Here is a 12455-nt window from a genome sequence, read left to right as displayed (position 1 = left end):
CGCCGCGATGCGTCAGCGGCCGAAACGGGCGTCGATGCCATCGACGATTTCCCCTGCGCTGTAATAGTCGACGCGGAACGAATTGCGGCCCAGGCCATGCACCTGCCGCGCGCACACCGAAGGCAGGTTGGCCAGCAGCGGATCGGCCAGGAAGCGGCCGGTGCCTGCATCGTCGACACCGAGCAGGAAGGTGGTGCGCGCCTGCAGCCGCGGCAGGTTCTCGTACGGCGCCCAGATGAAGTCCTTGCGCGTGGCGGTATTGGTCTGCCACGCCGGGTCCGGCTCCTCGAGGTCGAAGCCCAGCGCCGCCAGCAGGCGGCCGTGGGCGCTTTCGCCGGTGGCGACGGGGTTGCCCATGCCGGCTCCATTGAAACTGACGATGTTGGTCTTGCCGGCCGGTGGCACGATGCGCGCGCGCACCTGCGCCACCCGCTGGTCGAACTCGGCGATGCGTTCGGCGGCGCGTTGCTCGTGGCCGGTGGCCCGGCCCAGCTCCAGCGCCAGTTCCTGCCAGGTACGGTCGCCGTAGTCGAGCACGATGGTCGGGGCGATCCTGCGCAGTTCGGCCAGTTGCGGCATGGCCGAGTCGTTGCCGTTGAGCGCGACCACGATCAGGTCCGGGCGCACCGCATAGGCCGCCTCCAGGTTGACCGCGCCCACCGGCCAGGCGTTCTCGACACCGCGCGCACGGGCCACCGCGGCCCATTGCGCGAAATACTGGCCGCGGGCATTGGACGCACTGGCGACCAGCGGCGCATCGATCGCCAACAGCGTGCCGCTGATCGCCACCGAGGTGGACAGGATGCGCTGCGGCGCATGCGGGATGGCGGTGACGCTGCCATCGGCATTGGCGAAGCTGCGCCACGCAGGGCCGGTAACGCCGGCCTCGCCGCCAGCGCGGCCGCAGGCGCACAACGCCACCCCGAGCAGGAGCACCGCCATCCGGCGCAAACCACGTTCGATCATCGACATCCCGCACTTCATCCACGTTCTCCGGTGCGGCGGCAACCGCCGCCAGACTGCGGCACGGCCGGGGCGCGCCACCGCGGCCCCGGCCATGCGTCCTTACCTGCGCCTGACCTGCAGGCGGGTGATGCGGTCGCCCTTCGGGTCGTCCTCGCCGCGCGACTTGTTCACCGCGAACACCGCGCCGCTGCCATCGGCATGGACGTGGTTCGGGTAGGTGCCGCCATCCAGGTTGGCGACCAGCCGGCCATCGCGGTCGACCACCGCGATCGTGCCCGAGGCGCGGTTGCTGACGTAGGCCAGCCCGGACGCAGGGTCCACCGCCACGTTCAGCGGGCCGGCGCCGACGGCCACGTCATGCTCGACCTTGCCGCTGGCCGGGTCGACGACCAGCAGGTTGTCGCTGCCCTGCGCCACCACCAGCAGGCGCCTGGCGCCGCCGTCCCAGGCCACGCCGATCGCGCCGACCGCATGGCCCAGCGGCAGCACCTTCTCCACCGTGTCGCTGGCGGTGTCGATGACCACCGCCTCGGGCGCCGCCAGGTTCACCGAGAACAGCTTCCCACCCTCCGCGTCCAGCGCCAGGCTGGCCGGGGTGAACTCCTTGCCGCGCTGGCCGCTGGCCACCTCGATGTCGCCGACATGCTGCAGCGTGCGGGTGTCGAATACCGCGATGTGGTTGCCACCGGTGGCCGAAACGTAGGCCTTGCCGCGCTTCTGGTCGACGATCACGTCGCGCGAGTGCGGCACGCTGTCCTGCGGGAACTGCCTGACCAGCGACAGGTCCGACTGCCGGTACACCGCCACCGTATTCTGCCGGGTGTTGGTCACCCAGACGTTGCCGTTGGCATCGTCCACGCCCACGCCGTACACCGCATACACGCCCCCCTCGCGCGGCGGCTGGCCGGAGCGCGCGGCCGGTGCCGGTGCTGCCGGCGGGTTGGCGCTGGCGACGACCTTCAGCGTCTTCGGCTCGACCTTGAGCAGTTGCGATTCCTTCACCGGCGGGCGCCCCACCGCGGCGGTGACGAACAACGCGCCGCTGGCGGCACTGTAGGCCGATTGGTACAGGCCGCGCGGCAGCGGCTCGCTGTTGATGGCGAAGCCCTGCTGGCCGGACAGCGCCAGCTTCGGCGACACCTTCAGCTCGAACACCTGCGCCGCATCCGGCCCGTCCACCCGCACCAGCAGCGGGTGGCGGCCGATGGCGGCATCACCCGGCAACTGCAGGGCGGCCTTGAACCGGCCCTCGGCGTCGGCCCGGTAGGGCTGCGGGTTGAGCACCGTGGCGCCGCGTTGCAGGGTAACCGCCTGCCCGGGCTTGAAGCCCTCGCCGGCCAGTTCGACGCGGTCTCCGGGATAGGCCACCGGCGCCTGCAGGTTGATGCGTCCGCCGAAGCTGGTGTCCGGCGGCGTGAACGCCTCCTGCGCCAGCAGCGGGCCGGCCGAACCCAGCGCCAGTGCCAGTGCCAGTGCCAGCAACGCCGGGCGCAGCAGCCTGGAGGGACGGGAGGGGGACGTGCGGTACTTCATTGGCTTTCACCTCTTTCGGAATGGCGCCATCGGCGCCGGTGGGATCTGCCGTGGGTGTGCAAGCTGCCTGGGCAAACGGATGGAATGTCGGCACGGCGCGAGCCGCCGCGGCCACGACGCAAGCGGGCGCAGCCGCAAGCAAGCCGCGCTGCCGTTCATGGCGGCACCTCGCCACTGCGGTCGGCAATGCCGGCCACGGCATGCAACGCATGCAGCAGCGAAGCGCGCAGCATCGGCCCGTGGCCCAGGCCGGCGAACTCGCGGTAGCCCACGTCCAGCCCCGGCACTTGCCGCAGCCGCCCGGCCAGTTGTTCCAGCGCATCGGCGGGAACCGCCGCGACCCGCCGCAGGTGCGCCACCACCGCGGGGTCGTCCATGTCGCGGCCGCTGAAATCCGGATGGCGCTCGCCCTCGCCCAGCATCAGCAGCACCCTCGCCCGGCGCTCGCCCGCCCGTTCGACGAAAGCGCGTTCCGGCGCGCCCAGCAGCGCGCCGCCCGCCCACCACAGCGACGGGCTCGCCGCGGCGAAAGTGCGGAAACCGGCATCGCCGCGATACAGCGCATGCAACGCGAACAGGCCACCCAGCGAATGCCCCCACAACGCCTGCCGCCACGGGTCCAGCGGCACGCGCCGCGCCAGCTCGGGACGGATGCGGTGCGCAATGACGTCCATGAACGCATCGGCCCCGCCGCCCCGGGTGGCGCCCCCGTCTTCCTCGAAGCGGGCCGGCAGCGGGGTGTAGTCGCGCATCCGCGCCGCCGCATCGATCCGCAGCGGGTTGTCGTGACCGACGAACACCAGCACCTGCGGCGTGCCGCGCGCCAACCCGGCCAGCAATTGTTCATCGAACGCCTGCAGCGCGGCATTGCCGTCGAGCATCCAGAACGCGGGAAAACCGGCGGCCGGTGGCGGCGGCGCGGGAATGGCGAGGTTGACGCGATAGCGGCCGCCCCCGTCGTCGTCGGCGACGACGAAACGCTCGAAGCGGTAATGCGGCGATGCCTGGTCGGCCACGGTCCGGCCGATGACCTGCAGTGGATCGCGCCGCATCGGGCCCCCGCCGCGCTCGTTGGAGCGATTCACGGCCATGCCCGCCGTGGCCGGGCCGGCGCCGGGGGCGAAGGCACCCCCGCGGCCCCGATGAAGGACATCGGCACCGGGCTCGGAGAAATCGCGGAGAGGTAGGTCACGCCGGTTTGCCTGCTGGTGGAGAAACGGAATCCGCGGTCCGCGGCGGCACCGGGCCGCCACGGGTCCGCGGGCGGTCAGAAGCCCACGTTGATGCTGGCCCAGTACGCGCGGCCGGGCTCGTTGTAGGTGGCCGCGCCGGCCGCACTGCTGTTGGCCTCGCGGAACAGGCGCTTGTCGCCGAGGTTGTTCACGCCCAGGCCCAGGCTGACCTTGTCGGTGATCCGGTAGCGCGCGCTCAGGCTCCACAGGTCGTAGGCACCGCGCGGCTGCAGCACCGCGGTGCCATCGCAATCGGCGGTGCACTTGGGGTCGTTGTTCATGTCGCGGGTGGCCGGCTCCTGCCTGCCATAGAACGTGCCGGTCAGCAGCAGCGACAGGTTCGCGGTGGCCTGCCAGTCCAGCGAGGTGTTGACCGTGTACTCGGGGATGACCGACAGCGGCTGGCCGGTGGTCTTGTTCTCGTTCTCGACCATCCAGGTCAGGTTGGTGTTCCACTTCAGCACTTCGCCGCGCTCGCCCAACAGCGGCACGTTGAGGTTGCCCTCGAAGCCCTGCACCACCGCCTTGGGCGCGTTCTCCCAGCGGAACACGCGGGCCGGCGGGTCACCGGCGGTCTGCCCGACCGGGACGTAGCCGGCCTCGATCTTGTTCTCGTAGTCGTTGTGGAACCAGGTCAGCGACGCGTGCCAGCCGCTGTCCGGCGCCCATTCCACGCCGATCTCCTTGTTGATGCTGGTTTCCGCATCCAGCCCGGCGTTGCCCTGCACGTAGCAGCCGGCGCCCAGGCTCTGGTAGTTGTCCGGGCAGCCGTTGCCGCGGGTGTAGTACAGGTAGTTCGGGTTGGACTGGTACAGGTTGGGCGCCTTGAACGCGCGCGCCACGCCGCCCTTCAGCAGCCAGTTCCGCGCCAGTTCGAACTGCGCGTTGAGGCTGGGGCTGACGTTGTTGCCGAACTGGCTGTGGTGGTCCAGGCGCAGGCCCGGGGTGACGATCCAGCGCTCGCCCAGGTAGATGTTGTCCTCGACGAAGACGGCCGTGGTCTGCGCATCGGCCTTGCCGCCGCCGCGGTCCGGGTCCAGCCCGTCGATGCCGCCGCCGCTGCTGCCGCCCTGCGACACCGAGAACGGATCTTCCAGGTTGCTGTCGCGGTACTCGAAGCCCAGCGTCCAGACATGGTCGTGGCCACCCAGCATGGTCGGCAGGTTCAGTTCGCCATCGATGCTGTAGTTGCGCAGGCGCGAGGTCGACCAGCCCGCGCCGCTGATGCTGCCTTCGGCGCCGCCGGCCAGGCCCTCGTTCATGCGCTTGTTGTTGGTGCCCTCATAGGCCAGGGTCAACCGCGAGGAGTTGTCGCCCCAGCTGCCGCGGTGGGTCAGCGCGCCGGAGGTACGGTACATGCGGTTGGTTTCCGCGCCCTGCCCGGCCAGTTCGGTCAGCAGGTCGCTGCCGGTGCCGCTGACCGCACGGTCGCCGGCGTAGATGTTGCCCTGGCGGCTGAAGCCGGCCTCCAGTTCCAGCACGTGGTCCGGGTTGACGTCCCAGCGCAGCAGGCCGTTGACGTCCTTGTTGACCACACCCTCGCGGCCGGCCGGCGGGGTGACGCCGCTGGCATGGTCGCGGTTCAGGTCCAGCGAGTCGGCGTCGGTCCGGTTGAGGTTGCCGTACAGGCGGAACGACAGGTCCCCGCCCAGCGGGCCACCGAGGTTGAAGCTGGCGCGCTGGCTGCCACCTTCCTCACCATGCTGCGGCACCAACCCGTACAGGCCGAGCGAACCGCCCAGGTCGCCGGTCGGCTTCTTGGTGATGATGTTGACCACGCCACCGGAGGCGCCGGAGCCGTAGCGCGCCGCCGCCGGGCCGCGCAGCACGTCGATCCGCTCGATCATTTCGGCCGGCACCCAGTTGGTGTCGCCACGGGTGTTGCGCTCGCCGCTGCGGCCCATGCGGATCGAATCGCGCGAGCCCACCGGCTTGCCATCCACCAGCACCAGCGTGTTCTCCGGGCCCATGCCGCGCAGGTCGATCTGGCGGTTGTTGCCATACTGGCCCGAGGCGCTGTTGCCGGTCAGGTTGACGCCCGGCATGGTGCGCAGCAGTTCGGAGATGTCATTGGCCGGCGGCCGCTTCTCGATGTCCTCGGCGGTGATGGTCGAGGTGCCCAGCGCCTGCCGGGCGATCTGTTGCGCGGTGACGTGCACGGTATCGATGTCGGGGGCGTCGGGGGCGCCTTCGGCCAGGGCCGGGCCGGCCACCAGGGCGGAGAGCGCCAGGGCGGCAGCCAGGGGGTTGCGACGGAACAGGCGGGCGCGCGCGGACGCCCGCGGGATGCGGGTTGGGGACATGACGATTTCCAGAGGAGGGAGGAAACGCCTCTGGCAGCGGCTTGAGGCAGGTCTTTCAATGAGACGTTGGTCGCGCTCGCGCCAGCGTCCGGATACCGCCGATTCTACAACAAACGAGAATGATTATCGATTAATGAGAGGCACGCCTTGCACGCATGTCTCCGCAACCAGTTGCCGCAGGTCATCCACCACCGCCACGGCTCCGCTCGTTTCCGGGTCCAGTCCGCGCAGGTAGCCATAGCGCACCAGCACGATCGGCATGCCGGCCGCGTTGGCCGCACCGAGATCGGTGGCCGAATCGCCGACCATCAGGCAACGCGGCACCGCCTGCCCCAGCAGGTGCGCGGCATGCAGCAGCGGTTCCGGCGCCGGCTTGCGTTGCGGCAGGCTGTCGCCGCCGACGATGTGCGCGAAGTACGGCGCGATGCCCAGATGTTCCAGCAGCGGCGGCACCAGCGCCGACGGCTTGTTGGTGCAGATCGCCAGCGGCAGGCCACGCGCCTGCAATTGCGCCAATGCCTCGACCACGCCGTCATACAGGCGCGGGCTGCGCAGCAAGCAGTCGTGGTAGTGGCGCATGAAGCCGGGCATCACCTCGGCCGGCGTGTGCCCGCTGCCGGCGTGATGCAACGCGGTATCAACCAGGTTGCGCACGCCCTCGCCGATCCAGCCGCGCACGGTGGCTTCGTCCACCCGCGGCAACGAAAGATCGTCTAGCATGCGATTGACTGCCTCGGCAATGTCGGCGGCGCTGTCCACCAGCGTGCCATCCAGGTCGAATACCAGCGCCGCAATTTCCACGCATTACTCCCGTCTCGAAGGCCGCCGATTACACCACGCCCATCGCCGGCGCACAGGGCTCACTCCACCGGCAACCCACGGAACAGATCGCCCTGCACCGCCGAATCCTCGCGGTCGCGGAACCCCGACACGCCCACGCCCACCAGCCGGTAGCGCGTCTGCGGCGGCAGCTGCACGCGCTGGCACAGCGCCAGCGCGATGTCGCGCAGTTCCTCCACCGAGGCCGGCGGCACGTCCGGGGTGAAGCTGCGGGTGAGGATGCGGAACTGCGCGGTCTTGAGCTTGAGCACCACGGTATGGCCGACACGCTCGGTGCGCCCGCAGGCATGCCAGGTGCGTTCGGCAAGCTGCGCGATCAACTCGTCGAACTCGCCCAGCCGCAGGTCCTCGCTGAAGGTGTCCTCCGAGGAGATCGACTGCACCGGCTGGTCCGGCTCCACCGGCCGCTCGTCGATGCCGCGCGCACGCTGGTGCAGCCGCCGCCCGAACGCACCGAACAGCGCTTCCAGCTGCTCCAGCGGCAGGCCGCGCAGGTCGCCGACGGTGGCGATGCCCAGCGCCGCCAGCTTGCCCTGCATCACCTTGCCCACGCCCGGCACGCGGCTCACCGGCAATGGGGTCAGGAACCGCTCCACCCGCGCCGGCGGCACCACGAACTGGCCATCGGGTTTGCGCCAGTCCGAGGCGATCTTGGCCAGGAACTTGTTCGGCGCGATGCCGGCCGAGGCGGTCAGCGACGTGATTTCGCGGATCTGCGCGCGGATGGTCCGCGCGATGTCGGTGGCGATGCCGCCGCAGGTCGGCGAAGCGGTGACGTCCAGGTAGGCCTCGTCCAGCGACAACGGCTCCACCAGCGGCGTGTGCTGCAGGAAGATTTCGCGGATCTGCCGCGACACCGCCTTGTAGCGGGTGAAATCCGGCGCCACGAACACCGCGTCCGGGCACAGCCGCTCGGCGCGCAACGCCGGCATCGCCGAACGCACACCGAAGGTGCGCGCCTCGTAGGACGCCGCGCACACCACCGAGCGTGCCCCACGCCAGGCCACCACCACCGGGCGGCCGCGCAATGCCGGATCGTCCCGCTGCTCGACCGACGCATAGAACGCGTCCATGTCGATGTGGATGATCTTGCGCATGGGCGAACCGGGGACCCGCAACGGCAGGGACAGGGCCTGCAATGATAGCCCGCCGCGCCATACGCCCCGGTACGATCCGCTGCGAACGTGCTGGCTTTTCCCGCAAACACTACGCATGCGTACTGTTAAAACTGTTGATTGAAAGCATATCCATCAAGCATCCTTGGACGTTACGTTTTCCGTGCTTCGGGATTACCGCTTCGATGAACCGTCTCCATGCGTTCTCGCGCGAACAGCTGCTGGCCAGCGCACGCGGCGAGCTGTTCGGCCCCAACAAGGGCCGCCTGCCCAACGACCCGATGCTGATGTTCGACCGCATCACCGACATCCGGGATGACGGCGGCCCGCACGGCAAGGGCCTGGTGCGCGCCGAACTGGATATCCGCCCGGACCTGTGGTTCTTCGGCTGCCACTTCATCGGCGACCCGGTGATGCCCGGCTGCCTCGGCCTGGACGCGATGTGGCAGCTCACCGGCTTCTTCCTGACCTGGATCGGCGCCGAGGGCCGCGGCCGCGCGCTGGGCTGCGGCGAGGTCAAGTTCACCGGCCAGGTGCTGCCCAGCGCCAAGCGGGTGCAGTACGAAATCGACATCTCGCGCGTCATCAACCGCAAGCTGGTGATGGCGCAGGCCGATGCCCGCATGCTGGTCGATGGCCGCGAGATCTACAGCGCCAAGGACCTGCGCGTGGGCCTGTTCACCTCTACCGAGAGCTTCTGATGCGTCGCGTCGTCATCACCGGCATGGGCATCAACTCCTGCCTCGGCAACGACCTGGATACCGTTTCCAGTGCCCTGCGCGAAAGCCGTCCCGGCATCGTCTTCCTGCCCGACCACGCCGACGCCGGCCTGCGCAGCCAGGTCGGCGGCCGCGTCGAGGTCGACCTCGATGCGCAGATCGACCGCAAGCTCAAGCGCTTCATGAGCGACGCGGCGGCCTACAGCTACATCGCCATGCGCGACGCCATCGCCGACGCCGGCCTGGACGAAGCGCAGGTCAGCAATGGCCGCACCGGCCTGATCGCCGGTTCCGGCGGCGGCTCCAGCCAGTGGCAGGTGGAAGGCGCGGACCTGCTGCGCAACCGCGGCGTGCGCAAGATCGGCCCGTACATGGTGCCGCGCACCATGTGTTCGACGGTGTCGGCCAACCTCGCCACCGCCTTCAGCATCAAGGGCGTCAGCTACTCGCTGTCGGCCGCCTGCGCCACCTCGGCGCACTGCATCGGCGCGGCGGCGGACATGATCCGCCACGGCGCGCAGGACATCGTGTTCGCCGGCGGCGGTGAGGACCTACACTGGTCAATGAGCATGATGTTCGACGCGATGGGCGCGCTGTCCACCAGCTTCAACGACACCCCGGCCACCGCCTCGCGTCCCTACGACGCCAACCGCGACGGCTTCGTCATCGCCGGCGGCGCCGGCATGCTGGTGCTGGAGGACTACGACCACGCCGTTGCCCGCGGTGCCCGCATCCATGCCGAACTGGTCGGCTACGGCGTCACCTCGGACGGCGCCGACATGGTCGCCCCGTCCGGCGAAGGCGCCGTGCGCTGCATGAACATGGCGCTGGCCGACCTCGACCGCCCGGTCGACTACCTCAACACCCACGGCACCTCGACACCGCTGGGCGACATCACCGAACTGGGCGCGGTACGCGAGGTTTTCGGCGACAAGGTCCCGCCGATCTCCTCGACCAAGGCACTGTCCGGCCACTCGCTGGGCGCGGCCAGCGTGCACGAGGCGATCTACAGCCTGCTGATGCTCCGCGATGGCTTCATGGCCGGCTCGGCCAACATCGAAACCCTGGACGAGCGCGCGGCCGGCTTCCCGATCCTGCGGCAGACGCAGGAGGCGAAGCTGGACGTGGTGATGTCCAACAGCTTCGGTTTTGGCGGTACCAACGCGACGTTGGTCTTCGGCCGGGTGTAATTCCCCGCGGCCCTTGCTCCAATAAAGGCCCGGCATTGCCGGGCCTTTTCATATGCCATTGCTCCCGGAACGGCTTCATCGGTAGAGCGGGGCTTGCCCCGCTGAGGCTGTCTCGACAAAGCCCAGCGGGGCAAGCCCCGCTCTACGTTCGGTGGCGGTAGTTTCCCCGCGGGAGCTTGGCCTGCGTGTGCTTGGCGCCCAAAAGCAAACCCCCAGCTTATGGCTGGGGGTTTGGGGGAAAAGCCCCTGGCGATGACCTACTCTCGCATGGCTTGAGCCACACTACCATCGGCGCAGCTGCGTTTCACTTCCGAGTTCGGGATGGGATCGGGTGGTTCCACAGCGCTGATTTCACCAGGGAGAGGGTTGGAGGGTCGCTATCCGGTGGATTGGATGAAGCGCCAGCCTCTCGTAGGGACTTGTGACGTAGCGTGCACTTGGGTTCTATCGACATGTCATGTCGGCCAAGGCAACTTGAGGTTATATGGTCAAGCCACACGGATCATTAGTATCAGTTAGCTCAATGCATTGCTGCACTTACACACCTGACCTATCAACCACGTAGTCTACATGGTTCCTTCAGGGGGCTAGAGCCCCGGGAAGTCTCATCTTGAGGCGCGCTTCCCGCTTAGATGCTTTCAGCGGTTATCGCTTCCGAACATAGCTACCCGGCAATGCCACTGGCGTGACAACCGGAACACCAGAGGTTCGTCCACTCCGGTCCTCTCGTACTAGGAGCAGCCCCTCTCAAACTTCCAACGCCCATGGCAGATAGGGACCGAACTGTCTCACGACGTTCTGAACCCAGCTCGCGTACCACTTTAAATGGCGAACAGCCATACCCTTGGGACCGACTACAGCCCCAGGATGTGATGAGCCGACATCGAGGTGCCAAACACCGCCGTCGATATGAACTCTTGGGCGGTATCAGCCTGTTATCCCCGGAGTACCTTTTATCCGTTGAGCGATGGCCCTTCCATACAGAACCACCGGATCACTAAGTCCTACTTTCGTACCTGCTTGATCCGTCGATCTTGCAGTCAAGCACGCTTATGCCTTTGCACACAGTGCGCGATGTCCGACCGCGCTGAGCGTACCTTCGAGCTCCTCCGTTACTCTTTAGGAGGAGACCGCCCCAGTCAAACTACCCACCATACACGGTCCCCGACCCGGATTACGGGCCCAGGTTAGAACGTCAAGCACGACAGGGTGGTATTTCAAGGATGGCTCCACCACAACTGGCGTCATGGTTTCATAGCCTCCCACCTATCCTACACAGACGAACTCAACGTTCAGTGTAAAGCTATAGTAAAGGTTCACGGGGTCTTTCCGTCTTGCCACGGGAACGCTGCATCTTCACAGCGATTTCAATTTCACTGAGTCTCGGGTGGAGACAGCGCCGCTGTCGTTACGCCATTCGTGCAGGTCGGAACTTACCCGACAAGGAATTTCGCTACCTTAGGACCGTTATAGTTACGGCCGCCGTTTACTGGGGCTTCGATCAAGAGCTTCGCCTTGCGGCTGACCCCATCAATTAACCTTCCAGCACCGGGCAGGCGTCACACCCTATACGTCCACTTTCGTGTTTGCAGAGTGCTGTGTTTTTGATAAACAGTCGCAGCGGCCTGGTTACTGCGACCCTCCTCAGCTTTGACCCGCATGGGCCACCAAAGAGGGTGCACCTTCTCCCGAAGTTACGGTGCCATGTTGCCTAGTTCCTTCACCCGAGTTCTCTCAAGCGCCTGAGAATTCTCATCCTACCCACCTGTGTCGGTTTACGGTACGGTCTGCGTAAGCTGAAGCTTAGGAGCTTTTCCTGGAAGCGTGGTATCAGTGACTTCGCCTAAAAGGCTCGTCTCGGTGCTCGGTCTTGAAGGAACCCGGATTTGCCAAAGTTCCAAACCTACCGCCTTTCCCCGGGACAACCAACGCCCGGTACACCTAACCTTCTCCGTCCCTCCATCGCACTTACGCGAGGTGCAGGAATATTAACCTGCTTCCCATCGACTACGCATTTCTGCCTCGCCTTAGGGGCCGACTCACCCTGCGCCGATTAACGTTGCGCAAGGAAACCTTGGGCTTTCGGCGTGCGGGTTTTTCACCCGCATTATCGTTACTCATGTCAGCATTCGCACTTCCGATACCTCCAGCAGACTTCTCAATCCACCTTCACCGGCTTACGGAACGCTCCTCTACCGCGCATAACTAAAGTTATGCACCCCAAGCTTCGGTTCTGTGCTTAGCCCCGTTAAATCTTCCCCGCAGACCGACTCGACCAGTGAGCTATTACGCTTTCTTTAAAGGGTGGCTGCTTCTAAGCCAACCTCCTGGCTGTCTGTGCCTTTCCACATGGTTTTCCACTTAGCACAAAATTTGGGACCTTAGCTGTGGGTCTGGGTTGTTTCCCTTTTCACGACGGACGTTAGCACCCGCCGTGTGTCTCCCATACAGTCCGTCTCGGTATTCGGAGTTTGCAATGGTTTGGTAAGTCGCGATGACCCCCTAGCCATAACAGTGCTCTACCCCCGAGAGGATACATATGAGGCGCTACCTAAAT

At 66.8% G+C, this 12455-nt stretch carries 8 protein-coding genes and 2 rRNA genes (1 of these 10 running past the window's edge); 2 read left to right on the top strand and 8 right to left on the bottom strand.

Features of this window, described 5'->3' with window-relative positions; translation table 11 throughout:
* Positions 1-12: 12 nt before the first annotated feature.
* From fepB to dinB, 6 genes are all read right to left on the bottom strand, one after another.
* On the bottom strand, positions 13-972 hold the full coding sequence (fepB, locus tag MIC98_RS04355) for a Fe2+-enterobactin ABC transporter substrate-binding protein (RefSeq protein WP_239735947.1): 960 nt from the start codon (positions 970-972) through the stop codon (positions 13-15).
* A 93-nt stretch (positions 973-1065) separates the two neighbouring features.
* The gene (locus tag MIC98_RS04350) at positions 1066-2499 is read right to left on the bottom strand and encodes a YncE family protein (protein WP_239735945.1); all 1434 of its coding nucleotides are present in this window, start codon (positions 2497-2499) and stop codon (positions 1066-1068) included.
* Between the two features lie 155 nt (positions 2500-2654).
* Positions 2655-3551: an alpha/beta hydrolase-fold protein gene (locus MIC98_RS04345; protein WP_239735943.1), complete on the bottom strand. Its 897-nt coding sequence runs from the start codon at positions 3549-3551 to the stop codon at positions 2655-2657.
* A gap of 215 nt (positions 3552-3766) precedes the next feature.
* Positions 3767-6034 carry a TonB-dependent siderophore receptor gene (locus tag MIC98_RS04340; RefSeq protein WP_239735941.1) on the bottom strand — a complete coding sequence of 756 codons (2268 nt, stop codon included), beginning with the start codon at positions 6032-6034 and terminating at the stop codon, positions 3767-3769.
* Positions 6035-6157: 123 nt separating this feature from the next.
* Entirely contained in the window at positions 6158-6835 is a 678-nt protein-coding gene (gene gph, locus MIC98_RS04335; protein ID WP_239735939.1) for a phosphoglycolate phosphatase, read from the bottom strand.
* A gap of 59 nt (positions 6836-6894) precedes the next feature.
* Positions 6895-7971, bottom strand: coding sequence for a DNA polymerase IV (dinB, locus tag MIC98_RS04330; RefSeq protein WP_057641222.1), 1077 nt, complete (start codon positions 7969-7971; stop codon positions 6895-6897).
* A 203-nt stretch (positions 7972-8174) separates the two neighbouring features.
* On the opposite strand from dinB, the gene fabA reads away from it, so the two are divergent.
* On the top strand, positions 8175-8690 hold the full coding sequence (gene fabA, locus MIC98_RS04325; RefSeq protein WP_239735937.1) for a 3-hydroxyacyl-[acyl-carrier-protein] dehydratase FabA: 516 nt from the start codon (positions 8175-8177) through the stop codon (positions 8688-8690).
* The gene (gene fabB / locus MIC98_RS04320; protein ID WP_239735926.1) at positions 8690-9898 is read left to right on the top strand and encodes a beta-ketoacyl-ACP synthase I; all 1209 of its coding nucleotides are present in this window, start codon (positions 8690-8692) and stop codon (positions 9896-9898) included. The genes fabA and fabB overlap by 1 nt, the downstream gene beginning before the upstream one ends.
* Positions 9899-10142: 244 nt before the next feature.
* Here fabB and rrf read toward each other — a convergent pair.
* A 5S ribosomal RNA gene (gene rrf, locus MIC98_RS04315) occupies positions 10143-10257 on the bottom strand.
* A 125-nt stretch (positions 10258-10382) separates the two neighbouring features.
* Positions 10383-12455, bottom strand: a 23S ribosomal RNA gene (locus MIC98_RS04310) (it continues 806 nt past the right edge of the window).

Origin of the sequence: Stenotrophomonas sp. NLF4-10, from assembly GCF_022359915.1 — a bacterium.
Lineage (GTDB): Bacteria > Pseudomonadota > Gammaproteobacteria > Xanthomonadales > Xanthomonadaceae > Stenotrophomonas > Stenotrophomonas daejeonensis.
Note: the sequence above shows the minus strand (reverse complement) of the source record. Positions and strands in the feature narration are given on the sequence as shown.

Excerpts from the sequence above, each read along its gene's own strand:
- fepB (WP_239735947.1), bottom strand. The coding sequence starts at position 972 with ATGTCGATGATCGAACGTGGTTTGCGCCGGATGGCGGTGCTCCTGCTC.
- MIC98_RS04350 (WP_239735945.1), bottom strand. The coding sequence starts at position 2,499 with ATGAAGTACCGCACGTCCCCCTCCCGTCCCTCCAGGCTGCTGCGCCCG.
- MIC98_RS04345 (WP_239735943.1), bottom strand. The coding sequence starts at position 3,551 with ATGCGGCGCGATCCACTGCAGGTCATCGGCCGGACCGTGGCCGACCAG.
- MIC98_RS04340 (WP_239735941.1), bottom strand. The coding sequence starts at position 6,034 with ATGTCCCCAACCCGCATCCCGCGGGCGTCCGCGCGCGCCCGCCTGTTC.
- dinB (WP_057641222.1), bottom strand. The coding sequence starts at position 7,971 with ATGCGCAAGATCATCCACATCGACATGGACGCGTTCTATGCGTCGGTC.
- fabA (WP_239735937.1), top strand. The coding sequence starts at position 8,175 with ATGAACCGTCTCCATGCGTTCTCGCGCGAACAGCTGCTGGCCAGCGCA.
- fabB (WP_239735926.1), top strand. The coding sequence starts at position 8,690 with ATGCGTCGCGTCGTCATCACCGGCATGGGCATCAACTCCTGCCTCGGC.